This is a genomic window from Lysobacter sp. Root604, assembly GCF_001427505.1.
Taxonomy (GTDB): domain Bacteria; phylum Pseudomonadota; class Gammaproteobacteria; order Xanthomonadales; family Xanthomonadaceae; genus Lysobacter.
Genome location: NZ_LMGS01000009.1, coordinates 1,101,402 through 1,124,536, shown reverse-complemented (window position 1 = coordinate 1,124,536; position 23,135 = coordinate 1,101,402). Strand labels below are relative to the sequence as shown.

The 23,135-nt window shown below is 71.0% G+C and carries 29 protein-coding genes and 1 tRNA gene; 5 read left to right on the top strand and 25 right to left on the bottom strand.

The genetic code is table 11. The features are described 5' to 3' along the window. The first annotated feature begins 81 nt into the window (after positions 1-81). Entirely contained in the window at positions 82-768 is a 687-nt protein-coding gene (locus ASD69_RS13255) for a L,D-transpeptidase (protein WP_343123522.1), read from the top strand. Positions 769-955: 187 nt separating this feature from the next. Here ASD69_RS13255 and ASD69_RS13250 read toward each other — a convergent pair. The 7 genes from ASD69_RS13250 to ASD69_RS13220 form a co-directional block, all read right to left on the bottom strand. After that, positions 956-1,031: transfer RNA gene (locus tag ASD69_RS13250), tRNA-Thr, on the bottom strand. Between the two features lie 86 nt (positions 1,032-1,117). After that, positions 1,118-1,900, bottom strand: coding sequence for an SPOR domain-containing protein (locus ASD69_RS13245; RefSeq protein WP_056178644.1), 783 nt, complete (start codon positions 1,898-1,900; stop codon positions 1,118-1,120). A gap of 242 nt (positions 1,901-2,142) precedes the next feature. Further along, complete coding sequence (locus ASD69_RS13240; protein WP_056178641.1) at positions 2,143-2,388, bottom strand: hypothetical protein; 246 nt, start codon at positions 2,386-2,388, stop codon at positions 2,143-2,145. Between the two features lie 90 nt (positions 2,389-2,478). Next, a complete protein-coding gene (locus ASD69_RS13235) occupies positions 2,479-3,243 on the bottom strand; it encodes a type III pantothenate kinase (protein WP_056178637.1) in 765 nt (254 codons plus the stop codon). Beyond that, positions 3,240-4,241, bottom strand: coding sequence for a bifunctional biotin--[acetyl-CoA-carboxylase] ligase/biotin operon repressor BirA (gene birA / locus ASD69_RS13230; RefSeq protein ID WP_056178634.1), 1,002 nt, complete (start codon positions 4,239-4,241; stop codon positions 3,240-3,242). The genes ASD69_RS13235 and birA overlap by 4 nt, the downstream gene beginning before the upstream one ends. Continuing rightward, a complete protein-coding gene (gene plsY, locus ASD69_RS13225) occupies positions 4,241-4,900 on the bottom strand; it encodes a glycerol-3-phosphate 1-O-acyltransferase PlsY (protein ID WP_056178630.1) in 660 nt (219 codons plus the stop codon). The genes birA and plsY overlap by 1 nt, the downstream gene beginning before the upstream one ends. A 237-nt stretch (positions 4,901-5,137) precedes the next feature. Beyond that, positions 5,138-6,955: a DegV family protein gene (locus ASD69_RS13220; RefSeq protein WP_056178627.1), complete on the bottom strand. Its 1,818-nt coding sequence runs from the start codon at positions 6,953-6,955 to the stop codon at positions 5,138-5,140. Positions 6,956-7,091: 136 nt separating this feature from the next. Here ASD69_RS13220 and ASD69_RS22255 point away from each other — a divergent pair, with 136 nt between their 5' ends. Both ASD69_RS22255 and ASD69_RS13210 read left to right on the top strand, forming a co-directional pair. Beyond that, the gene (locus tag ASD69_RS22255; protein WP_056178623.1) at positions 7,092-7,349 is read left to right on the top strand and encodes a hypothetical protein; all 258 of its coding nucleotides are present in this window, start codon (positions 7,092-7,094) and stop codon (positions 7,347-7,349) included. A 134-nt stretch (positions 7,350-7,483) separates the two neighbouring features. Next, positions 7,484-8,230 carry a M90 family metallopeptidase gene (locus tag ASD69_RS13210; protein ID WP_056178620.1) on the top strand — a complete coding sequence of 249 codons (747 nt, stop codon included), beginning with the start codon at positions 7,484-7,486 and terminating at the stop codon, positions 8,228-8,230. A gap of 183 nt (positions 8,231-8,413) precedes the next feature. Here ASD69_RS13210 and ASD69_RS13205 read toward each other — a convergent pair whose 3' ends face one another. From ASD69_RS13205 to dusA, 5 genes are all read right to left on the bottom strand, one after another. After that, positions 8,414-9,811 (bottom strand): ATP-binding protein, encoded by a 1,398-nt coding sequence (locus ASD69_RS13205; protein WP_056178618.1) that lies wholly within the window; start codon positions 9,809-9,811, stop codon positions 8,414-8,416. 139 nt (positions 9,812-9,950) lie between these two features. Beyond that, positions 9,951-10,634, bottom strand: coding sequence for a response regulator transcription factor (locus ASD69_RS13200; RefSeq protein WP_055909122.1), 684 nt, complete (start codon positions 10,632-10,634; stop codon positions 9,951-9,953). Positions 10,635-10,688: 54 nt separating this feature from the next. Beyond that, positions 10,689-11,042 carry a hypothetical protein gene (locus ASD69_RS22725; RefSeq protein ID WP_235567231.1) on the bottom strand — a complete coding sequence of 118 codons (354 nt, stop codon included), beginning with the start codon at positions 11,040-11,042 and terminating at the stop codon, positions 10,689-10,691. A gap of 257 nt (positions 11,043-11,299) precedes the next feature. After that, positions 11,300-12,211 (bottom strand): arginine deiminase-related protein, encoded by a 912-nt coding sequence (locus tag ASD69_RS13190; RefSeq protein ID WP_056178615.1) that lies wholly within the window; start codon positions 12,209-12,211, stop codon positions 11,300-11,302. Then, positions 12,208-13,206: a tRNA dihydrouridine(20/20a) synthase DusA gene (dusA, locus tag ASD69_RS13185; protein WP_056178612.1), complete on the bottom strand. Its 999-nt coding sequence runs from the start codon at positions 13,204-13,206 to the stop codon at positions 12,208-12,210. The genes ASD69_RS13190 and dusA overlap by 4 nt, the downstream gene beginning before the upstream one ends. 166 nt (positions 13,207-13,372) lie before the next feature. On the opposite strand from dusA, the gene ASD69_RS13180 reads away from it, so the two are divergent. Continuing rightward, positions 13,373-13,636, top strand: a complete 264-nt coding sequence (locus ASD69_RS13180) for a hypothetical protein (RefSeq protein ID WP_056178609.1) — start codon at positions 13,373-13,375, stop codon at positions 13,634-13,636. Between the two features lie 90 nt (positions 13,637-13,726). Here the strand turns inward: ASD69_RS13180 and ASD69_RS13175 are convergent, their stop codons facing one another. The 11 genes from ASD69_RS13175 to ASD69_RS13125 form a co-directional block, all read right to left on the bottom strand. Beyond that, a complete protein-coding gene (locus tag ASD69_RS13175; protein ID WP_056178604.1) occupies positions 13,727-14,221 on the bottom strand; it encodes a GNAT family N-acetyltransferase in 495 nt (164 codons plus the stop codon). Between the two features lie 43 nt (positions 14,222-14,264). Beyond that, on the bottom strand, positions 14,265-14,912 hold the full coding sequence (locus tag ASD69_RS13170; protein WP_056178601.1) for a hypothetical protein: 648 nt from the start codon (positions 14,910-14,912) through the stop codon (positions 14,265-14,267). Positions 14,913-14,914: 2 nt separating this feature from the next. After that, positions 14,915-15,355 (bottom strand): hypothetical protein, encoded by a 441-nt coding sequence (locus tag ASD69_RS13165; RefSeq protein WP_056178598.1) that lies wholly within the window; start codon positions 15,353-15,355, stop codon positions 14,915-14,917. A 106-nt stretch (positions 15,356-15,461) separates the two neighbouring features. Continuing rightward, positions 15,462-15,950, bottom strand: a complete 489-nt coding sequence (locus ASD69_RS13160; RefSeq protein WP_056178596.1) for a hypothetical protein — start codon at positions 15,948-15,950, stop codon at positions 15,462-15,464. Positions 15,951-16,080: 130 nt separating this feature from the next. After that, on the bottom strand, positions 16,081-16,818 hold the full coding sequence (locus ASD69_RS13155; protein ID WP_056178593.1) for an HAD family hydrolase: 738 nt from the start codon (positions 16,816-16,818) through the stop codon (positions 16,081-16,083). A gap of 129 nt (positions 16,819-16,947) precedes the next feature. Then, positions 16,948-17,340, bottom strand: a complete 393-nt coding sequence (locus tag ASD69_RS13150; protein ID WP_056178591.1) for a hypothetical protein — start codon at positions 17,338-17,340, stop codon at positions 16,948-16,950. 367 nt (positions 17,341-17,707) lie between these two features. Then, entirely contained in the window at positions 17,708-18,844 is a 1,137-nt protein-coding gene (locus ASD69_RS13145) for a winged helix DNA-binding domain-containing protein (RefSeq protein WP_056178587.1), read from the bottom strand. 76 nt (positions 18,845-18,920) lie between these two features. Continuing rightward, positions 18,921-19,199, bottom strand: coding sequence for a hypothetical protein (locus ASD69_RS13140; RefSeq protein ID WP_056178585.1), 279 nt, complete (start codon positions 19,197-19,199; stop codon positions 18,921-18,923). An 85-nt stretch (positions 19,200-19,284) separates the two neighbouring features. Next, complete coding sequence (locus ASD69_RS13135; RefSeq protein WP_235567212.1) at positions 19,285-20,169, bottom strand: hypothetical protein; 885 nt, start codon at positions 20,167-20,169, stop codon at positions 19,285-19,287. Next, positions 20,166-20,360, bottom strand: coding sequence for a CPXCG motif-containing cysteine-rich protein (locus tag ASD69_RS13130; RefSeq protein WP_056178582.1), 195 nt, complete (start codon positions 20,358-20,360; stop codon positions 20,166-20,168). The genes ASD69_RS13135 and ASD69_RS13130 overlap by 4 nt, the downstream gene beginning before the upstream one ends. A 106-nt stretch (positions 20,361-20,466) precedes the next feature. Further along, the gene (locus ASD69_RS13125; protein WP_157499190.1) at positions 20,467-20,958 is read right to left on the bottom strand and encodes a hypothetical protein; all 492 of its coding nucleotides are present in this window, start codon (positions 20,956-20,958) and stop codon (positions 20,467-20,469) included. 232 nt (positions 20,959-21,190) lie between these two features. On the opposite strand from ASD69_RS13125, the gene ASD69_RS13120 reads away from it, so the two are divergent. After that, positions 21,191-21,694: a hypothetical protein gene (locus tag ASD69_RS13120; protein ID WP_056178577.1), complete on the top strand. Its 504-nt coding sequence runs from the start codon at positions 21,191-21,193 to the stop codon at positions 21,692-21,694. Between the two features lie 34 nt (positions 21,695-21,728). Here the strand turns inward: ASD69_RS13120 and ASD69_RS13115 are convergent, their stop codons facing one another. Together ASD69_RS13115 and ASD69_RS13110 are read right to left on the bottom strand one after the other, a co-directional pair. Beyond that, positions 21,729-22,493, bottom strand: coding sequence for a lytic transglycosylase domain-containing protein (locus ASD69_RS13115; RefSeq protein ID WP_235567211.1), 765 nt, complete (start codon positions 22,491-22,493; stop codon positions 21,729-21,731). Between the two features lie 28 nt (positions 22,494-22,521). Beyond that, positions 22,522-23,127 carry a hypothetical protein gene (locus ASD69_RS13110; protein WP_056178571.1) on the bottom strand — a complete coding sequence of 202 codons (606 nt, stop codon included), beginning with the start codon at positions 23,125-23,127 and terminating at the stop codon, positions 22,522-22,524. Between the last annotated feature and the right edge of the window lie 8 nt (positions 23,128-23,135).

Below are 23,135 nucleotides of genomic sequence, written 5' to 3'. Positions count from 1 at the left end.
GGTCTTTGCCCAGTCTTCGTTCTAAGGAACCGTCCCATCCGTACGAGCACACGCCCTGCGATCCGGGCCATTCATGGTGCGCTGGCATTGGTGCTGGCGTTCGCGAGCTTCGACGCGGCCAGCGCCGAGGAGGCCCCTACGCGACCAGTAGCCGCCGCCGACCAGCTTCCGCCAGATCAAGACGTATCCGCCACGGTCATCGAGCTCGCGGGCTGGGTGGTCGCAGCCAAGGACAGCCACGGCTATCCCTTCGCGGTCATAGACAAGGCCTCCGCGCAGATCCTGGTGTTCGGCGGCGACGGCCGGCTACGCGGCGCGGCACCCGGGCTGTTTGGCTCGGCGGTCGGCGATCACACGGCCCCCGGCGTCGCCGGTTTAGCGCTGCGCGAGATTCCAGGCCGGGATCGCACCACGCCTGCCGGTCGCTTCGTGGGCGGTTTCGGCCCGTCGATCGACGCAGGCCGCGTGCTGTGGGTGGACTACGATTCCGCGGTCTCCATCCACCCTATCGCCACTGGCGTCCCCGAAGAGAGACGCCCCGAACGCCTTGCATCGCCTTCGCCGGACGACAACCGCGTCACTCATGGCTGCATCAACGTCTCGCCCGAGTTTTACGAGCAGATCATCCGTCCGACGTTCGAGCGCGGCGGAGTGTTCTACATCTTGCCGGATGCGGAGCCGATAGCGGAGGCCTTCCCGGACTTCGCTAAAAGTCGCGAGACCACGAAACGCAAGGGTGGAAAACGCGCACGCGCCTCCCGCGAGTGAAGGGCGCGCCGGCGGCTTGCCTTTGCTGTGCGAGGCAACGTAGCGGATGACGCTGGTGGTGGTGGCCTGGCCTCACCCCTAAACCGCTGCAATAGGCGGCCCAGGACGACCAGACACAAAAAAACCCCGCCACTGCGAGGTTTGCTGTCATCGCCAGGTTGTCTTGGGAACGACCAACCCCAGGCTTTGGTGCCGGCAGTCAGAATCGAACTGACGACCTACCGCTTACAAGGCGGTTGCTCTACCAACTGAGCTATGCCGGCGAAGGGCGACATTCTAGCCCGTGCGCACGTCGGGTGGCGGATTCCGGTGCGGATGCGCCCCGGAAATGCCCCAGGCGTGCCGCGACTCAGCGCAGCTTCGCGCAGTCGATGCCGCGGCGCTGCACCGCGATCGCCGCTTGGGCGGCGTCGGGATCGAAGCCCTCGCCCGCGACCACGTCCAGCCAGGTGCTGGCGCGGGCGTCGCCCAGCGGTTCGGCCTGGGCCGCGAAGCCGCCCGCATTAAGGGCTTGCGCGCGTTTGCGCGCGGCGTCTTCGGTGCGGTAACGGCCGAGCGCGATCGCATTGGCTTCGGCGCCGTCGGCGACCACGAAGTAATCGTTGAAACCGGCGGCGGCGATGCGCTGCGCAACCGCCTGCGCCTGCTCGCGCGAGGGCTGCGGCGGCAGCAGCACGCGCCAGCCGCGCGCGGGCGCGGCGCGTTGCTCACGCACCGCGATGCGTTGCGCCAGCGGTTGCAGGTATTGACGCGCGGACCCGGCCAGGTCGGCGCTCTCGAACGGACCGAAGCTGTAGCAGCGCGCGTTCTTGGCTAGCGCGGCCACGGGTTCGGGCGCGGTAGCCTCGGGCGTGGACGTGGGCGCGGCATCCGCCGGTGGCGATGCCGGGGCGGGTGCTGGCGGCGGCACGGTCGCGGTGGCATCGCGCAGCGCGGCGCTGGGCGCGCCGATCGCGGGGCGCGCGTTCGCGCGCGCGGCCGGCGCATCGCGCTCGCTGAGCAATTGCAGACGGGCGATGCCCAGCGGCGGCGCATCGGGCGCAGGCGGCGACACCCGCGCGCGCAGGCCCCACCACGCGGTCACGCCGAGGTTGAGCATCAACAACAGTACGAGCAGCGCGCGGACCAGCATGGCGCGATTCTATGCCCTGGGCCGCACGCGCTCCCAGTTCGCACGGGCCTCGAACGCGCGCGTTGCGACGCGCGTCATATTCGCTGCGTGCGCGTGCGCAATGCGATGGCGAGCGTCACATGGCCGCCGATGCGGCGTCGGCGCCGACCGGCGCATCGTGTGCTGCGGCGCGTGCGTATCGAGCCGATGGCAACGACGCCGAAGCGGACGACGTCGCGCTGTGCGCTAGCGATGCGCCGCGCTCAGTTCGCGGCGGCGGCCACGGCCGGATCGGGCGCGCTGACGACGGCCGCCGGCACCGCCTGCGCGAGCGCGGGTTTGACGGCCGTGCGCGGGCGCGGCGCGGTCTCGCTCAGCAAACGCAGCGGCGCGATCCCGGACGCGACGGCGGCCGGCGCCGCGGCGGGCATGGATTCGCGCTGCCACCACCACGCGGCCACGCCCAGGTTCAGCACCAGCAACAGGACGATCAGGGCGCGCAGCAGCATGGGCTGGGTTCCAGGCGGATCACGCGTCGATTCTAGGCAGCAAGTGTGCGCATCAGCACGCCGCGCCCGCCGGACGGGCTCGCGCGGGGATCAGGCGGCAACGCCGCCCACGCCTGCGCCCTCGCGCTCGACCGCGGCCCAGATCGCCAGCCCGTCCAGCACCAATCCCGGTGCCGGCTCCGCTTCGGGCAGGTGCGGCTGCAGGGCCTCGGCGCCGCCGCCGTGCAGCAGCAGGCGCGGGCGTTGGCCCAGGCGCTGCTGGGCGGCGTCCAGGCTGCGCTCGATCAGGGCCAGCGCGGCGCCGTCGCAACCCGAGGCCAGCGCGTCTTCGGTATCGGCGGCGAAATCGACGTAGTCGCCGCCCTGCTCGGGCAGCTGCGCCGCGCGCGCGTGCAAGGCCTCGCGCATCAGGGTCGGCGACGGCGCGATGCGGCCGCCCAGGTGCAGGCCGTCGGCGTCGATCAGGTCCACGGTCAGGGCGGTGCCGACGCCGCAGACCAGGCTGGCGCCGTCGCCGCGCGCGTGGGTGCCCAGCAGGGCCAGGAAACGATCCACGCCGAGCTTGCGCGGATCGACGTAGGCGATGCGCACCGCGCCCAGGCGCGCCTGGGTGCGCGCGACCGCGATGCGCGCGCAGCGCGCGGTGAGCGCGTCGAGTACCGCCAGGCGCAGGCCGGGCGCGGCCACGCTGGCCAGATAGGCGACCTCGATGCGCGCGGGCAAGGCCTGCGCCAGCGCGGCGGCCACATCTTCCTCGCGATGCGGCAAGGCCAGCGCGGCGCCGGCGCGACCGTCGGCCTGCAGCGGCGCGCACTTGAGCCGGGTGTTGCCGAGATCGAACAGCCAGGCGCTCATGCGCTCGCTCCAGGCGCGCGCCGCACGCTGACTTCGCCGGCGTGGAAACTCTGCAGGGAACCATCGTCCAGGCGCACGCGCAGGGCGCCATCCTCGGCCAGGCCGATCGCGACGCCGTCCTGGCGCTGGCCGTTGCCGCCGTGCACCGCGATCGCCGCGCCCGCCAGCGCGTCCAGGGCCGCGTAGCGCGGCAGGAACGGCGCCAGGCCGTCGGCGTCGAACTCGTCCAGCGCCGGCAGCAGGCGCGCCAGCAGCGCCGCCGCGACCGTGTCGCGCGCGGGCGCCGTGCCGTCGCCGAGCGTGGCCAGATCGCACCAGGGCTGGTCGATCGCCGCCGCCGCGGCCGCCGGCATGCGCACATTGAGCCCCAGGCCGATCACCGCGCGCGCCGGACCGGCGTGCTCGCCGCCGCCTTCGATCAGCAGGCCGCCGAGCTTGCGCAGGCCGCGCGCGTCCAGCACGACCAGATCGTTCGGCCATTTCAGACGCACGCCGTCGTAACCCAGGCCGTGCAGGGCCTCGACCGCGGCGATGCCGGCGACCAGGCTCAATCCGCCCAGGCGCGCGAGTCCGCCGCCGAAGCCGCGCGACAGCGACAGATAGAGATGCGCGGCCAGCGGCGACGCCCACTCGCGCCCGCGCCGGCCGCGGCCGCCGGTCTGGCGCTCGGCCAGCAGCACCGTCGCGCCCTGCGCGGGCGTGGCGCGGCGCAGCAGTTCGCTGTTGGTGGAGTCGATGCTCCAGGCCACTTCGAGCTCGGCCAGTCGCGCGCGTTCGCGCGCAGGCAGCGCCGCCACGATCGCGGCGGCGTCCAGCAAGTCCAGCGGTTGGCTGAGCGCGTAACCGCGACCGGGCTTGGCCTCGATCGCGACCCCGGCTTCGCGCAGCGCCTCGATGCGTTTCCACACCGCGGCGCGGGTCTGTCCGGACACGCGCGCGAGCGCGTCGCCCGAAGCCGGACCGGCGATCAATCGTTGCAACAGCGCGCGCTCGTCCATCAGCCGCGGCGCAGGCGGTGCAGCAGGCGCGCGCGCGCGAAGCGCGACTCGGTGCCCGCGCGCAGGCGCGCGAGATTGCCGCGATGGGTGTAGACGATCAGCAGCGCCGCCGCGCAAGCGAACCACAGGCGCGGCTCGCCGGCATCGCTCCACCAGGCCAGCAGCGGCAGGCACAGCGCCGCCAGCACGGTGGCCAGGCCGACGTAGCCGCTGAGCACCAGGGTCGCGACCCATACGATCAGCAGCGCCGGGATGGCGAACGGCCACAACACCAACAGGCCGCCGACCACGGTCGCCGCGCCCTTGCCGCCGCGGAAGCCGTGCCACAGCGGCCAGACGTGACCGAGCACGGCCGCGAACGCGGCCGTATAACCGTGCGCGGTCACGCTCAGGGCGCTGGCCACCGGCGCATAGCGCAGCGCCAGCCAGGCCGCGAGCATGCCCTTGCCGATATCGATGACCACCACGCCCAAGGCGAAGCGCAGGCCCTGGGTGCGGAAGGCGTTGGTGCCGCCGGCGTTGCCGCTGCCCAGCTGGCGGATGTCCACGCCGCGCAGGCGCCCCAGCAGCAGGCTGCCGGACAGCGATCCGATCAAATAGGCGGCGAGGATCAGCGCGTAGGTCGCCGGAGCGATCGAGGTCAGGGACGGGGACGGCATACGCGGATTATGCGCGAGCGCCGCGCCCGCATGCGTACCGCGGCCCTGGGGTAGGAGCGGCGCAAGCCGCGACCGCGAGCCTCACTAAAGGGCACGAGCCTGGCCGCATGGGTGCATTTTGAACGCCTGCGGTTTGGGCGCCTGCGGTGGCGATAGCGTGCCGACATCGGGGCTTACACCGGGGCCGCATGGGCGCGGGCGCGGCTTGCGCCGCTGCGACATCACAACGCGGATGGGTCAGGGCGCCGGCTGCACCGATACCAGCAGCGCGCCGCGTCCGGCGTGCGCGCCGATCGCCGGGCCGGTCTCGACCAGATGCGCTTCGGCCAGATCGATGCGGCGGCGCAGGCATTCGAGCAGGCGCGCGCCATCGTCGTACGCGTCGCAATGGCCGACGATCGCGCGCCAAGACGCGTTGCGCGGCAGTCGGAGCGCGACGTAGCGCGCGAACTTCTCCGGCGCGCTGCGCCGCGCCAGCAGCCCGCCGCTGACGCCGAGACGGCCGTCGGCCTTCATCCGCGCCACCGGGGTCAGGCCGCTGTAGCGCACCGCGGGACCGGCCCAGGCCGGAATACGGCCGCCACGCACCGCATGCGAGATGTCGCGCGCCATCGCCCAGGTCAGGGTCAGCGGGCGCAACCGTTCCAGCTCGGCCAGGATCGCGGGCAGGTCGGCGCCGGCCTCGGCCAGCTCGGCCGCGCGCCAGGCCAGCAGGCCCTGGCCGCCGGCGGCGTTGACGCTGTCGAACACGCGCACCCGCAGCGGGTCGGCGCGCGTGGCCGCCTGCTCGCCGGACTGCAGCGTGCCGGAAACCGCGCGCGACAAACCCACGTACACCACTTCCGGATGATGGGCGAGCAGGAAATCGAAGGGCCGCCGGAAATCGCCGGGCGGCGGCTGGCTGGTCTTGGGCAGGTCGGCGGCGGCGGCCATGCGCCGGTAGAACTCGGCCGTGGCCAGACCGACCTTGTCCAGATAATCGCGGCCGTCGACGCTGACGCGCACCGGCACCACGTGCAGCGCATGGCGCTCCAGCACGGCCTGCGGCAGGTCGGCGGCGCTGTCGGTCACCACCGCCACGCGTTGCGAGGATTCCGCGCTGCGCTGCTGCAACAGCATGTCGTCGGCCTTCATGCCCTCGACCGTGCCGAACGCGGCGCAGGCATCGAACAGATGCTGCGGCGCGCCGACGTGCGCATGCACGCGCATGCGCGTGCCGCCGCCGGCCAGCACCAGCGAATCGGCGCCGATCGCTTCCAGCGCGGCGCGCAGGCGATCGCGTTCGATGCCTTCGCCCAGCAGCAGGCATTCGCTGCACCAGCGCCGCTCGGGATCGACGCCCTCGTGCGGCGCATGGCCTTCGTTCGCGCTGGGCGCTTCGTTGGCGGCCGCCACCGCGCCATGCACGCGCAGCGCGCGTGGGCCGCCGTCGACGAACTCGGCGATGCCTTCGAGCAGGTCGACGAAACCCTGCGCGCCGGCATCGACCACGCCGGCGCGTTGCAGCAGCGCCATCTGCTGCGGCGTGCGCGCCAGGGCGATGCGGGCGCGGGCCAGCGCGCTGGCGAAGCCGGGACGCGGGTCGCCCTCGCCGCTCGCCTCGCGCGCGGCTTCGTCCAGGGCGTCGGCGAAGGCGCCGATCACGCTCAGGATGGTGCCCTCGACCGGATGCGCCAGGGCCGCGCGCGCGCTGTCGGCGCCGTGCCGCACCGAGGCCGCCAGCGCGGCCGCGTCCAGCACCGGCTGGCCGCGCGCGTGCTCGGCCACCCCGTGCAGGAACTGGGCCAGGATCGCGCCCGAATTGCCGCGCGCGCCGTCGATGGCGTCGTTGCCGATGCGCAGCAGGAGCTCGCCGATATGCCGGCTGCGCCGGCTCAAAGCCCCATTCAGCAAGCTGCCCAGGGTGTGCGCCAGGTTGTTGCCGGTATCGCCGTCGGCGACCGGGAACACGTTGATCTTGTTCAAAGTGTCGCGCCCGGCGATGACCCGGCGGGCGCCGGCGATCAGGGCCCGGCGCAGGGCGGGAGCGGTCAGGGGCGGGCGCGGCGGGCTCATGCCCGGAGTCTGCCCGAACCGTTCGTCCGAACCTGCTGCGACGCAGCATGGGTTGCCGCAACGGGGCGCACAGTTTCGCGCTATAGTCCGGATCTGTCCGGTGGCGATACCCATCCGGGCTAACGAGGATTCCGCCATGCTACGGATCTGCTTCTGCCTGCTGATCGCCCTCGCCAGTGCGAGCGTCGCCGCGCGCGAGGTCAAGCTGAGCGCGAACGAAAGCTGCCCGGAAAGCGCCTCGCAGAAGAAGGACACGGTGCGCGCGAACAATCGGGCCGTGGTCGCGCCCACGCGCACCGATCCCAAGGCCAAGCCCACGGTGCACAGCGACGCCAACAACGGCCGTCTGCAGTCGCCGCGCTGGCATAGCTTCCTGCCGGGCATGTTCCGCTAAGCCCGACCCGCTGGAGCGCGCCGCGCTCCGGCTGTTGCCCTAGCCCACCCATTCGCTCTGTTGGCGCGTCCGTTTGTGCGTCGGCGAACGCTTGCGGTTAGCCTGTCGCTCCCTCCGCCGCGCCCTCGCCCGCCGTGTTCGAACTTCTGCGCCGTCTGCGGCGCCCGCCGCCCATCGCCGACGATCTCTGGCGCGACGCACGCGCGGCGGTGCCGTGGGCGCAAGCGCTGGACGCGCCGCGCGACGCGCGCCTGCGCGAGTTGGTCGCGCGCTTCGTGCACGAGAAGACCATCAGCCCGATCGGCGAGCTCAGCCTCGACGATCGCCAACGCTGCATGCTGGCGATGCTGTGCTGCCTGCCCTTGCTGGAGTTCGGCGAGGAAGGCCTGCGCGGCTGGTCGCAGCTGATCGTTTATCCGGATGCGTTCCGGGTCAATCGCAGCCACATCGACGCCGCCGGCGTGCTCCACGAATGGCAGGACGAGCTGATCGGCGAAGCCTGGGACGCCGGGCCGGTGATCCTGTCCTGGGCAGACGTGCTGGCCGACTGCGAGGACCCGCGCGCGGGCTTCTGCGTGGCCGCGCACGAGATCGCGCACAAGCTCGACGCGCTAGACGGCCTGCTCGACGGCACCCCGCCGCTGCCGCGTCCCTGGCAGCGCGAGTGGGCGCGCGATTTCCAGCGCGTGTACGACGGCTTCGTCGACGAGGTCGATTCCGGCCGCAAGACCCTGATCGATCCCTACGCAGCCGAAGCGCCGGAGGAGTTTTTCGCGGTCGCGACCGAGTACCACTTCAGCGACCCCGCCCTGCTGCGCGAGGCGATGCCGGAGATCGCGGCGCAGCTGCGGCGCTTCTATGGGGCGTCGCCGTTTGGTTGAGGGGTGGGGAATCGGGGCGAGAGCAACGGCAACAGCAACAGCAAATCCCCCCTAGCCCCCCTTTTGCAAAGGGGGGAACTTACGCGGTTCGATTTGGAATCGCGACTCGCCCGACGGCCGCTGGTCTTCCCCCTTTGCAAAAGGGGGGCTAGGGGGGGATTTGCTTTTAACCCGTACCGCCCCTCAAAGCCCCGGCGGCAGCTTGACCTCGAACCTCGCGCCGCCCAGCTCTTCCGACGGCACCACGTCCAGGGTGCCGCGGTAGCCGCGTACCAGGTCCTGCACGATCGCCAGGCCGATGCCGTGGCCGTGCACGCGCTCGTCGCCGCGCACGCCGCGCTGCAGGATCAGGGCGACCTTCTCCGCCGGTATGCCCGGGCCGTCGTCGTCCACCGCCAGCAGCAGGCCGGGGCGGCGGTTGGGCGCGGTTTCGCCCGGGGTCACCGTCAGCAGCACGCGCGAATGCGCCCACTTGAACGCGTTCTCGAGCAGGTTGCCCAGCAGCTCCTGCAGGTCGCCCGGCTCGCCGTGGAACTGCACATCGGGCGCGACGTCGAACTCGCACAGCACGCCCTTGCCGGCATAGACCTTTTCCAAGCCGCGCACGATCTGCTCGGCATGCGGCTCGATCGCCACCGGCGCGGCGAACAGGGCGTGGCCGCCCGAGGCCGCGCGCGCGAGCTGGTAGGACACCAGGTCGTTCATGCGCCGCAGCTGCAGGTCCACGTCCTCGCGCAGCTCGCCGTCGGGCGCGTTGTCGTCCAGGCGCGCGCGCAGCACCGCCAGCGGCGTCTTCAGGCTGTGGGCGAGATCGGCCAGGGTGTTGCGCTGGCGGTCCAGGTTCTCGCGCTCGCTCTCGATGAAGGCGTTGATGCTCTCGGTCAGCGGCTCCAGCTCGCGCGGGTGGCGCTCGCTCATGCGCGAGGCCAGGCCGCGCTGCACGCGCTTGAGCTCGTCGATCACGCGCTGCAGCGGGCGCAGGCTCCACTGCATGATCAGCGCCTGCAGCAGCAGCAGAATGAAGCCGGCGCCGCCCAGGTAGCGCCACAGCGCGCCGCGGAATACCGCGACCTGGCCGCTGAGCGAGGTCGTGTTCTCGAGGATGTAGATCGTGTACGGGAACTCGGCGCGCGGATCGCCGCCCGCGGCCCAGGTCAGGCCGATGCCGTAGCGGTAGGCCTCGCCGACGTCGCCGTTGATCTCGGTGATCGGCAGCGGGCCCTCGAAGCGGCGCTCGCTGGGCTTGAGCATGGACGCGGCCGGCAGCAGCGGGCCCTGCGCCGAGGGCGAGTCCCAATGCCCGTTGGGCAGCACCAGCTCGGCGTACAGACCGCTGCCGGGCTGATCGAAGCGCGGGTCGATCGGCTCATAAGGTTCGACGAACTCGCCGCTGCGGTCGAAGTCGCCCTTGGCCGCATAGGCCAGGGCGTAGCCGTGCAGGCGCTCGCGCAGGTTGTTCTCGGCGGTGTCGAGGAAGGCGCGGTCCAGGGCGTAGCCGGCCAGGGCCAGGAAGGCCAGCAGGCCCAGGCTGGCCGCCAGCAGCTGGCGGGCGCGCAGCGAGCGCGCTTGGCCCCAGCTCATGGCCGTGGCCTCCGGCGCAGCAACGAAAACCGGGCGCGAATCGTGTTCGCGCCCGGTCGCTTAGGTTCGCTGGAAGTGGCGTCCGCCCGCATGCCCGGCCCGACGTCCTCGCCCGGCCGCGGCCGGACGAAGCCCGTCCTTACTCCCCGCTGCGCGGAATGGCGAAGCGGTAGCCGCGGCCGCGCACGGTCTCGATCGGCTTCATCGCGCCGTCCGGGTCCAGCTTCTTGCGCAGGCGGCCGATGAAGACTTCGAGCACGTTGGAGTCGCGGTCGAAATCCTGCTGGTAGATGTGCTCGGTGAGGTCGGCCTTCGAGACCAGCTCGCCGGCGTGCATCATCAAGTACTCCAGCACCTTGTATTCGTAGCTGGTCAGGTCGACGTTGGTGCCGGCGACGCTGACCGTCTGCGCAGCCAGGTCCAGCATGACCGGCCCGCATTCCAGGGTCGGCTTGCTCCAGCCCGCGGCGCGGCGCACCAGCGCGTTGAGGCGCGCCAGCAGCTCTTCGACGTGGAAGGGCTTGACCAGGTAGTCGTCGGCGCCCTGCTTGAGGCCCTCGACCTTGTCCTGCCAGCTCGAACGAGCGGTCAGGATCAGGACCGGGAACTTCTTGCCTTCGTCGCGCAGGGCCTTGATCAGCTCCATGCCCGACATCTTGGGCAGGCCGAGGTCGATGATGCCCAGGTCGAACGGGACTTCGCGGCCCATGTACAGGCCTTCCTCGCCGTCCTGGGCGGCATCCACAGCGAAGCCTTCCCGCTTCAGGCGCGCGGCCAGAGTCTCGCGCAGCGGTGCTTCGTCTTCGACCAACAGAATTCGCATGGGCACTCCCTTATCAGTCGACCGCGCCGGAGGGCGCGACCTCTACGCCAGAGGTTAGTCGTTGTCGTTGTCGTCGCCGCGTGTACGGCCGCCGTCGTCGCGCCGTTCGCGGCCCTGCTGCGGGTCGTCCATGTAGATCCGGACCCGACCGCTGGGATCGACGACCTTGACCCGATTGACGTCGCGGCCGTCGAACGGCACGCGCTCGGCGCTCAGGACCTGGCCGCCGCCGCTTTCGCGTTCGACGCGGCGCACAGCATCGGACAACGCGCGATGGCCTTCATGCCGGTCATGGCCGTCGTCGCGGTCGCGCCGCTCCTGGCCCTGACCCTGGCCGCGACCGCCCCGGTCCTGCGCCCAGGCGTCGCCCGCCCCGACCGCGGTAGCGGCGAGCAGCAGCGTAGCCATGACTCGGGCGGACAGGATCTTCATGGGGACTCGGCAGGACAACGTGACGGAACAATAGCGCACGGGCGCTGGATGAGGTGGCATTCTCGAAACGGAGCGGTGAATCCGGTCTGAACTTTTTCTTTACCTCCCAGCCACCATTCAGGCCCGTACTTGCGAGCAATGGCGCGGAGCGTCGGCGAAACCGTCCGGTACTGGAATTCGAGGGCCGCGACCGCCGCACTTGCCCCGCGGCGATGACATCGTGGTCAACGGCCTCAGTAGATCTCGCCCACGCAGCAGCGCAGCGAGCCGCCGCCGGCCTCGATCGCGTCCAGCGCGACCGCCGCCACGGCGAAGCCGGCGCGCTCCAGCCCGGCCCGGCTGGCCTCGCTCAGGGCCCCGGCCGCGCGCGTGCTCATCCAGACCCGGTCCGGCGAGAGCGCGATCGCGTTGCCGGCGAAGGCGGCGTGCTCGGTCGGGCTCAGTTCGATCGCATGCGGCGCATACACCGCGGCGATCGCGGCGGCCGCGGCCGGGTCGGCGAAGCCGCCCGGGCAGATCAGGGCGGCGCGGCCGGCCAGCACCGCCAACACCACGTTGGTGTGGTATTCGCCGGGCGCCAGGTCGAACAGCAGGGTCGCGCGCAGGCCCAGGGCCTCGTGCATCAGACGCGCGCCCTCGGCGTCGCAGCGCTCGGACAGACCGCAGTAGCCCAGCCCGCGCGCGCGGTCGATCACCAGCGCGCCGGTGAGCTCGCAGGGGTGCGGCTGGGTCGACAGGTCGATCTCGGCGTAGCCCAGCACCTCGCGGAAGAAGGCGCGGATGTCGGCGCGCGCGGCCTCGCGCTGGCGCACCGGGTGGCGCATGCGCCCGATCAGGGTGCGGCCGGGCGCGGTCGCGTAGACGTTGTTGGGGAACAGCGCGTCGGGCGTGTCCGGGTCGCCGGCGAAACACACGGTCGGCAGCAGCGCCGACAGCGCGCGCTGCAGCTCGCGGTGCTGGGCGCTGGCCAGGCCCGGATCGAAGCCCTCGGCCGCGGCCATGTAGCGGTTGTCGCCGGCCGACTGCTCGGCGCGCGCGAAGCCGTCGGGCGCGACCAGGAAGGCGGCGCGCGCGGTGGCCGGCCCGAAGTCCGGCGCGCAGTCGCGCGCGATCGCCAGGAAGGCCTCGCGATCGCGACCGATCATGCCGCGTCGGCCCGCGCTTCGGTCAGCGCCAGCGCGCGTTCCACCAACGACCAGTCCGCGCCGGGCCGGTGCGCGCCCTCGCTGAGCACTTGCCGGAACGCGCGCCCGCCGCGCTCGCCGTGGAACAGGCCGAGCACATGGCGGGTGATGTGCTTGAGCGCGACCCCGCGCGCGAGCTGGCCTTCGACATAGGGCCGCAGCCCGCGCAGCAGCTCGGCGCGGCTGCGCAGCTCCCCGCCGAACCAGGCCACGTCCAGCCGATGCAGCAAATAGGGATCGTGATAGGCGGCGCGGCCGAGCATGGCGCCGTCGCTGTGGGCCAGGTGCGCGGTCGCGTCGGCCTGGCTGGCGATGCCGCCGTTGACGATCACCTGCAGCTCAGGATGGTCCTGCTTCAGCCGGTAGGCCCAGTCGTAGCGCAGCGGCGGCACTTCCCGGTTTTCCTTCGGCGACAGCCCCTTGAGCCAGGCGTTGCGCGCATGCACCACGAACATACCGCAGCCGGCCGCGGCCACGCGCTCGATGAAGGCCAGGAACACCTCGTAATGCTGGTCGTCGTCGACCCCGAGCCGGCACTTCACCGTCACCGGCACGTCGCAAGCCGCGACCATGGCCGCGACCGAATCGGCCACCAGCGCCGGCTCGCGCATCAGGCAGGCGCCGAAACGCCCGGCCTGGACGCGGTCGGAGGGACAGCCGCAGTTGAGATTGATCTCGTCGAACCCGCGCTCGGCGCCGATCCGCGCCGCCTGCGCCAGCAGCGCCGGCTCGCTGCCGCCCAACTGCAACGCCACCGGATGCTCGACCGGATCCATCGCCAGCAAGCGGTCGCGATCGCCATGGATCACCGCATTGGCGTGGACCATCTCGGTGTACAGCCGCGCATGCGGCGCCAGCGCGCGGTGGAAGACCCGGCACTGGGTGTCGGTCCAATCCATCATCGGGGCGACGGACAGACGCAGTTGCGCGGCGGGAATGGCGGTGGCGGCGGTCATGGCGCGCATTGTACGGCGCGGCAGCCGAGCCCCGGCTCTGGGGCCCGACCGGTGCCGGCTGGGCGAATGCCGGCCATTGCGCCGACACCGCTCGGCAGGCCCTGCCGCGCATTGTTGGCGGACCGCGCTGCCGCTAACTTAGGGCGGTCGGCGACAGGGAGCGATCATGGCCTACGCAGTGCTGGTGCTGGCCGCATGGGGCATGGTGTTCCTGCGCCTGCCGGTGTGGCTGGCGTTGCTGCTCGGCCTGGGCAGCTTCGGCTTCGGCGCGGTGCTGGTGGTGTTCGGCGCGGGCGGAGCCTATTGGAATAGTCATATGGCGCCCGGCAACCACGGCGCTTACTGGACCCTGGGAACGGGCGTGCTGCTGTTGCTGGCGGGCATCGCGATGCTGGTCAAGCCGATGTTGCGTGCACCGCCGGAGCCCTGATCCCCCGCCCTGCCCGCGCCGGCGCATTCCGAGAACCGACATCCACACGCGCCGCATCTGCGCGCAGCCGATTCGGATTTGCGAACCACCTTACTCCGGCGGATGCCAGACCATGTAGACGTCGGCGCGGGCGTAGTGCGAACCGGGACGCGGCGCCGGGTAATGACGGAAGCCGACGCTCTCGTACAACTTCAACGCCGGCGTCAGCTTGGTGTTGCATTCCAGGAACAGTTCGCGGCCGTCCATCGACCGGAAGCGTTCCAGCGCGCCCAGTATCAGCAGGCGCCCGAGGCCGCCGCCGCGCAGGCTGCTGTCGACGGCCATCTTGGTGAGCTCGTAGACGCCATCGCCCTCGTGCTTGAGCGCGACCGTGCCCAGCGCGCGCTGCGCGCCGTCCACGGCGAACAGCACGCGTCCGCCGTCGGCGAGCAGGTGGGTCTCGGGGTCTTCCAGCACCGTGCGGTCGATAGGTTCGACCACGAACCAGCGTTCCAGCCATTCGATATTGAGGCGGGCGAAATCGGCGCGCCATTGCGGCGCGAAATCGACGATGCGGATGTCCGCGGCGGGGGCGCGTTCGCTCATGCGGCCATCATAAAGCCGCCCCAGCCCAGCCGTGCGGGCGCGCCTATTGCTTGCCCTGTGCCTTGCGCGGCGCGGGGCCTTTGGCCTTGTCGGCGCTCTTGCCCTTGCCGGCCTCGCGCGCGGCCTGCGACGGCTGCGCGCGCTTGCTCTTCACGCTGGGCCGGTTCGGGAAATCGCGGCGCAGTTCGGCATCGATCGCGATCGGCCGGCCCCAGCGGTCGTAGGTGGGCACGAAGCCGCGCTTGAGGCGGTGGAACTCGGGCGAGCCGGGCTTGATGCCCAGGCGCTGCGCGACCGCGCCCCAGCCCTCGCCGTGGCTGCGTTCCCATTCGTCGACCACGTAGCGGCAGGGACGGCCCAAGACCTGGGCCAGCGCGCAGGCGTAGTAGACGTCGCCCGCGGCCCAGCGGCGCGCGCCCAGCAGTTCAGACACCAGTTCGCGCGGCGCGCCGTAGTTGCGCACCATCTCGTCGACGAAGGGCTCGCGGTAGCGCGCGCCGTAGCGGTTCACGTCGCCCAGCCAGGTGTCGACCCAGGCGTCGCCGCTGCGCGGATCCCAGCCGAAGGCGTAGTCCTGCGCCCAGCTCTGGCCGATCCCGAGCACCGCCGCGATCGAGGCCAGCAGCGCCAGCAGGCGCACCCGCAGGCGCCGACGCGGCGGCTTGGGCGACGGTGCGACGCTGCGGTCCATGCTCAACGCGAAATCACGAACTTGCCGAAGGCCACGCCCAGGTCCCAGCCCTGGCCCTTGCCGGCCAGGGCCAGCGAGACTTCGCCCTTGGTCATGACCTGGGCCTTGCTGGACTTGACCGCGCCGGCATGGGCCTCGGCGGTGGCGTAGGTGCCCAGGATCTCGGAGATGTCGTGCACGCCGGAGAATTCGCCGACGCCGTTCTCGATCTTGGACTTGCCCACGGTCAGGCCGCCGCCCTTGGCGCTGATCTTGACCGCCATGCTCTGGCCGTTGCCGCAGGTGACCGTGCCGCTGCCCGAGGAGGTCTTGTAGAACACCGACCAGCCCGCGAGGTTGAAGCGCAGCTTGCAGTCGACGTGGCCGGCGGCCTGCGCCGCGGGGGCCCAGGCGGAACCCAGGCCGGCGACGGCCAGGCTGGCGCACAGCAATAGCGATTTCATGGCGGGACGACTCCTTGCGGGCAGGGCCGCAGGCTAGCACCGAACGCGGTGCGCGACAGCAGGGCGGACGACGGCACCGCGCCATGCGGTGCCGTCGGGGCGGCGCTTAGTCGTCGTAGCGCCGGCGGTCGTAGCGGCTGTCGTAGCGGTTGTCGTAGTAGCGACCGTTGTAATACCGGTTGTCGTAGCGATTGTCGTAACGACGATCGTGGCGACGGTCGTAGCGGGCGTCGTAGTACTCGGTGCGGCACTTGCCGTACTGGTTGCAGTTGCCGGTGCTATAGCCCGGACGGTTGTACTGATTGCGATAGCCGTAGGCGTTGCCGTACGGCGGCTGCGCGTAGCCGTGGCGCGGCACGTTGCGGTAGTAGGTCGGACGACCGTAGCGATCGCGCACCACGATCAGGCGATCGTCGTAGCCGTAGTTGCCGTAACGGTAGTACGGGGTGTTGCCGCGGATGATCACATCGGCCACGTTGACGATCACGCGGGCGAGGTCGTCGCTCTGCGCCATTGCCGGGGCCGGCGCCATCGCGACCACGCCGAAACCGGCGGCCACGACCACCGGGGCGAGCCATCGGGACAGTGCGGTCATGTCGTTCTCCTCAAGCCTGCACCATTGCAGGCATGGGGCGACGATGCGACCGCGACGGTGAACGATTTCGTAATTTCGCCGGCCTAGCGCGGAACCGCTCAGCCGGCGTTGGGCTGGCGTCGTCGCCCGTTCAGGCGACGGCCGCGCGCGCCAGTTCGCGCACCGCATCCGGCAGCGCGGCGGCGCCGTCGACGCGGCGCAGGCGCGGCGCATCGGCGGCGACCTCGGCCTCGTTTTCGTGCGCCCAGGTCACGTGGTAGGGCATGTGGATGCCCCAGCCGCCCAACTCCAGCACCGGCGCGATATCCGAGCGCAGGGAGTTGCCGATCATCACGAACTGCCCGGCGCTCAGGCCGAACTCGTCGAACAGGCGCGCGTAGGTGGCGGTGTCCTTCTCGCTGACGATCTCGATGCGGCGGAACAGGTCGGCCAGGCCGCACTGGCGCACCTTGGCTTCCTGGTGGAACAGGTCGCCCTTGGTGATCAGGACCACGTCGTACTCGCCGGCGATCGCGCGCACCGCCTCGGGGATGCCCGGCAGCAGCTCGACCGGGTGCCGCAGCAGGTCCTTGCCCAGGCCGACGATGCGGTGCAGGTCGGCGGCGCTGATGCGCTCGCCGGTGATCTCGACCGCGGCCTCGATCATCGACAGCACCATGCCCTTCACGCCGTAGCCGAACAGCGCGATGTTGCGCTTCTCGACTTCGTACAAGTGCTGATGCACGCCGGCATCGTGCAGGTCGACATAGGCGCCGACGATGCGCTCGAAATCGAGCTGGGCCTGGTCGAAATAATCCTGGCTGCGCCAGAGCGTGTCGTCGGCGTCGAAGCCGACCAGCCGGATGGCGGCCGCGTGCGTGCGATTCATGCGCGCATTATGCCGCGCGCGCGGCCCGGCGAAAAACCGGGCCTGCAAACAGGAAGGGCGGCCCTAGCCGCCCTTCCTCCGCAGGGGAGTCCACACCCCTCGGGTTTTACCGAGCTACGTCGGCGCGGATCAACCGCCGTGCTTGGCCGGCTTGCTGCTCTGCGCCTTGGCCACATAGGCCTTGTATTCGTCGGCGGTCAGCGAGCCGTCGGCGTTGCTGTCGGCCTTGTCGAAGACCTGGCCCAGGGCCGGCACGCTCGAGGCCTCGGTCTTGCTCAGGTTGCCGTCCTTGTCGACGTCGACATCGCTCCAGCTCTTCTTCTGCGGCGCGGCGGCGGTCGCCGCCGGCTCGCTGGTCTGGGCGGCGGTCGCATCGGTCGCGGCGGCGGCCGCGGCGTCGGTGGTCTGCGCCTGCTCGGCCGGCGGAGCCTGCTCGGCCTGCTGCGCGAACGCGAGCGGAGCCGACAGGCTGGCGACGAGGGCGAAAGCACCGATCAGCGACTTGCGGGACAGGGTATTCATGCGATCTCTCCTGGAGGTGATGTGTTGCGCGGATGTCTGAAAGCTTGGGGGTCACCGCACGACTGCACCTTGCCGGCGCGCGTCTGAACCGATCGCGCGCGCGAAGCGTTAAAGCTACGTTCGCTTAACCACATCGCTTAGGAATGACGTTAGGCGAGTCCGTCGAAACGCGTAAAAACGTGACCTAAGGCGGCATTGCGCCGGGTCGCGCTGTGCCTGGATTGGCTGAACGCAACACAACCTTTACGAAATCGCGCGTGCTCCGGTCATGCGCGCATGCGTTCGCGGGCGACGCGCTCAGGCGCGCACGCGCATCGGCGTCGAACCGATCGCGGATTCGACGTGATCCGGGGCACCGCGAGTTCGCCTAGGCGGGTTGGAAGCTCACCGCGTGTGCGAGCGTCGGTGCGAACGCGCTCAAGCAACGCTGCGCCAGCTCATCCAAGGCGGCGCGCTGCGGCTTGGCCAGCGACGCGAACGGGACGATCGCGATCGTCGCGGTGTCTTTGGTGCGCTCCAAGCTCCAGGTGCCGGCGACGAAGCCGTCGATCAGCACGGTGGCGCGCACGATCCCATTGCGGGTGAACACCGACCACTTGAGCCGCTCGTCGAAGATGCGGCTGCGGTCGGCGTGGGCGAGCAGCAGATTGTCGAAATCGGCGAGCAGGCGCGGCGGCGCCGGCGAATCCGGATCGGGCGCTGGCGCGTCGAGCGGATCGAACAAGGTCGTGCCGGCCGCGTCGCGATACGTGCGCAGGCGCGGACGCAGGCGCTCGACGATCGCGCGCACGCCCTGCAGGCCCGACCAGGCGGCGATGTCCTGCACCGTCGCCGGGCCGAACGCGGCCAGATAGCGCAGCACGATCGCGTCGCTGGCGTCGTCCGCGCTCAAGGGCTGGCCCAGCCAGTCCGCCGCCGGGGCGAAGCCGGCCGCGCGATGCGAGTCCCAGACCCCGGCCGGCGGTACGTGCACCAGCGGCTCGACGCCGCGCACCCAGCGCGCCATCGCCGCGGCGTCGCGTTGCGGCCACTGCGGCTGCAGCGCCGCGCCCAGGTCGGTGGCGTTCAAGCACTGGCGCGCCAGCAGCGCCAACCCGGCCGCGCCCAGCGCGTCCAGATCCATGCCCTGCACCGCGCGGCCCTGATCGCTTTGCAGGAACAGGCGCCGCAGCATCGGCTGCAGGGTCGCGCGCCAGTCCAGGTAGTCGCGTGCGCTGACCAGATGCAGGGTGCCGCGCATCATGGTCGCGCGCACCACCTGACGCGCCTGCATCAGTTCGGTCAGTTGCTGGGGGCGGAACTCGGACAAGCGCGACCACAAACCCAGATACGGCGGGTTCGGCGCCTGCGCCTGCAGACCGCCCAGGCGCTCGATCATCGCCAGCGGCGATGCCGACGACGGCTGCAGCAGCGACTGCCGCTGCAGCAAGGCTCGATTGAGCGCGCGTGGAGGTAACGTGTCGCTACCGGTACTGGGTGCGGCGGTGGAGGTTTTTGCAGGCATGATCGCTGTTCGGGGCGCGTACGGGAACGATAGAGGAAGGGAGCGAACCAGACTCGAGCGGGGCGCGACAGCGCAGCTAGCCCAGTATCGGATCCCACAGGATCCGTCGCGCAAACGCCCTTGCTTCTTCCTCGGTAGCGGCGAAGTAGACCTCGTACTCGCCGTTCGCAAGCAGCGACCGCCAATCGCGGAGCGGATCGGCGAATGCGCGGCTCAGCTGATCCCGTAACGTCCGACGCTGTTCCGGCGACGAAAACGATCGCTGGTACAGGCCGATGGACACCTCTTCCGAAAGGCCGTCTTCGGCATTGAAGTAGTTCTTCAGTATCCGTCGTAGGTTGTCGATCTCGTCCATAGCCATCTCCTAAGCTGCCCTGCCCCTCGCCCGGCTCCCAAGCAGGGGAGCAATCCTCGAGCGAAGCGAGCTCCGCTCTTCCGATTCACCGCGCCTTCGGACACCTGGGGGGCCAGTCCTCATCGCCCTTGCCGCGCAACAGGAACAACTCGCCCGACCGCTCGCCCTTGGTGTCGCGCGCGAACAGCATCGAATGCCCGCTGGGCGACAGCAGCGCGCCGATCTCGCTGCCGTTGACGTTGATCTGCGGACCCAGCTTGGCGCGTGGCGCCCACCGGCCGTGCTTGCGATGGCTTTCGTAGAGGCCGTCACCGGCCATGAACACGATGCGCTGGCCGCCCGGCGCGATCAGCGGTTCGTACTCGTCCTCGGCGGTGTTGAGTTGGGGGCCGAGGTTTTCGACCTTCCAGGCGCCCTGCGCGTCCTGGCGCGCGCGCCACAGGTCGGTCTTGCCGTAACCGCCGGGGCGGTTGGTGGAACCGAAGTACAGCCAGCCATCCGCGGCGGGACGCGGGAACCATTCGGCGCCGGGCGAATTTACCGGCTCGGGCAGCCGCTGGGGTGGGCCCCACTGCCCGCTGGCGTCGCGATCCACCCGCCAGATATCCAGGTCCTTGCGCGGCACGCCGTCGACCGAGCGCGAGGAAATGAAGTACAGGCTGCGTCCGTCGGGCGTGAACCAGGGATCGGCCTCGACGCCGTCGCCCGCGAATGGCGGCGATGCGGGTTCCGACCAGCCGTCGGCGCCGCAATGGCTGGTGTAGAGGCGCCAGCCGCTGAAATCGGGGCGGCTGCGCACGAAGTACAGATCGCCGTTGCGCGGGTCGAAGGCCGGATGCGATTCGAATTGCGCGCTGGAGATGCGCGCCGGCTGCCACGGCAGCACCTCGGCGGCGTGGGCGGAGGCCGCGAGCATCCAGCCCCACAACAGACACCAGGCCGCGGTGCGGCCGCCCACGCTTGCGCTCATGCCTCGTCCTCTGCGCTGACGCCGACTTGCGGCTCGCCCTCCTCGTCGATGGCGACGGAGACGACGATGGGACGGCAGCACACTTGGCAGTCCTCGATGTAAGTCTGATCGCCCGCGGAGACGTCCAGCAATAGGCCGATCGTCTCCCCGCAATACGGGCAGCTCACGTCGATGAAGGGCTGCATGGACATGGTCAAACGCCGGGGCGGCGGACCCGTCCGGTCCGCAGGCCCAGAACGCTGCGCGCGAACACCCGCGCCGCGCGGCGGCTTGCGCCCTCGCTCGTCGCGGCCGCGCTCATATCGACGTGTTCGGCTGCGCGGTCGGCAGGGTCTGGTCCGCCGCCGGCACCAGCAGCACTTCCACCGGCTCGCCGGGGTTGTGGCTGCGGATGCGGAACTCGCCGGCATCCAGCTTGAGGATGTCGGTCGGATAGACCTGGCCTTCCTCGATGATGGTCAGCTGACCGCCATCGAACTTCCATTGCGCCTGCAGCGGGGTGCCGCCGGGGCCGTCGATCACCAGATGGCCGTCGGCGAGGAAGGCGTAGGTGGTGCCCTTCTCGACCGTGGCCGACTCCTTGACCTCCCAGACCTTGCCGGCGAACTGCGACGGCGCGGCCGCGTTCGCGACCGGCGGCGTCGCTTCGGCGACCGACGCGGCGGTTTCGGCGGCGGCCGGCGTGGCCGCCGGTGCGGCCGTTTCCGGCGCTGCCGCCGGCTTGCAGGCGGCCAAGCTCAGCGCGATGAGGGCGGCGAGTACGTAAGCGGAACCGGGATGACGGCGCATGCGGAGCTCCATGAATGCGGTGACGAACGAAGCGCACATTAGCACCGCGACGTTAACGCCAAGCGCAGGCGCGCCGCCCTCACGTCGCGGTAACCCGGCCGCGCCCAAGCTCGCCGCGACGGCCGGGCGACGACGCTGCGGCTTGCGCGCCCCAGGCCGCCATCCACGCGATGCGCATCGCGATCGAACGTATCGCAACGCTCTCCAGGACGAAGCTTCGTCAGGAGGAAGCATGAAGATCCGACACGTATTCAGCACGCCCGATCTAGCCAGCGCCCAGGCCGCGATGAACGCCGCCCAGGAAGCCGGTGTGCACGACGACGACATCCTGTTGATCGCGCGCTCGGACATCGAGCTCGCGTCGATCCCCAACGAACGCAAGGAAGCCGACACCGACCTGATGCCGGCCGCGTTGCGCGGCGCCGGTATCGGCGGCGCGGCAGGATTGGCGGCGGGCCTGGCGGTGGTCGCGGCCACGCCGATCGCGCTGACCCTGGCCGGCGCCGCGGCGGCGACCATGGCCGGTGCGATGGTCGGCTGCTGGGCCTCGGCGCTGGTGGGCTCGTCCCTGCCCGATCCGATCCGGCGCAAGTTCCACGACGAGATCGAGGCCGGCCGCATCCTGGTGGTGGTCGACGGCAGCAAGGAACTGCTGACCGCAGCCGAGCCGCGCATCGTCGCCCAGAGCGGCGCGACGCCGCTGCCGTTCGAGGCGCACAAGGCCGCGCTGGCCTGAGGCTGGCGAACCGCGCCGCCGCTTCGCGCTCGCGTCAGCGCTTCTTGCCCGCGCGCTTGGGCTTGGGCGCGAGCGCGGCGCGGTAGTTCTCGTGCAGGGCCTGGACCTTGGCGATGTAGGCCTGGGTCTCGCGGTAGGGCGGTACGCCGCCGTAGCGCGCGACCACGCCGATGCCGGCGTTGTAGGCGGCCGCGACCAGGGTCAGGTCGCCCTTGTAGCGACGGATCAGTTGCTTGAGGTGGCGCGCGCCGCCGTTGATCGAGTCCTCGGCCGAGAACGGATCGACCACGCCGTATTCCCTCGCCGTGGCCGGCATCAGCTGCATCACGCCCTGCGCGCCCTTGGGCGAGACCGCGGCGGCGTTGAAGCCGCTTTCGGCATGGGCGATCGCGCGCAACCAGGCGTCGTCGACGCCGGTGGCCTTGGCGGCGGAACGGAACTGCGCCGCGTACTTGTCCAACTGCGGCTTGCCGACCAGGCCCAAGCCGACGTGCGCGGGTTCGCCCGGCGGCGTTTCCACCATGAACGACAGCACCTTGGTCGAGCCGGGCAGATTGCGCGTGCTGTAGACGGTCTGGCCGTCCTGCTGGCGTTCGTAGAGGGTGCCGTTGATGACGCCCATCGAGCCCCACAGGTTGGGCACCTTGGCGACGTTGTCGTCGAACTCGCGCACCTCGCAGCGCGAGCCCGGCTCGGGCGCGGTCGCCAGGCTGACCGAGCCGTCGCGGCCGACGCAGCGGTAGACCTTGCGTGCGTGCGCGCTGCCGGCCGCCCCCAAGGCCAGCACGGCGCCCAGCACGATCGCCAGCGGCAGGGGCGGACGCCTGTTAATGAGCGGCCGCCGGTTCGCCGGACTGCAGCGCGACCACGCGCACGTCCACGCGCTTGCAGTCCTTGTCCTGGCAGATGCCGTTGATCCAGGCCTCGCCGTTGCCGAACATCACGCCCTTGCCGCTGACGGCCAGCTCGGCGTACTTCTGCTCGGTCACGACCTTGGCGATCGCCGGCGTCACGATGCGGTCGTAGGCGGCGACGAAGGCGGCCGCGTCCTGGATCTTGGTCGGCTTGCCGGCAAGGGTCGCGTTGAACGGATAGTCGGCCATCCGGGCCACCGCCGCGGCGTCGTGCGCGGCGACCGCTTTCTGGAAGGCGAGGATCGCCGGCTCGTACAGCGCCGGATCGCCCAGCACTTCCTCGATCGACTGGTTGACCTGGGCGCGGCCCGCGTCGTTCCCGGGCGGCGTAGGCGCGGGATCGGCGGCAGGCGCTTCCGGACTTGCGACCGCGGGCGGAACGGCGGGCGGGTCCACCACGGGCGCGGCAGGCGCGTCGGGCGCGGCGGGCGCGGCAGGCGCCGGAAGCTCGCTGGGCGGCACGGGCTTGCAGGCGGCCAGCAGGGCGACAGTGGCGGCGGTCAGGATCAGCGCTCTCATCGGGTCGA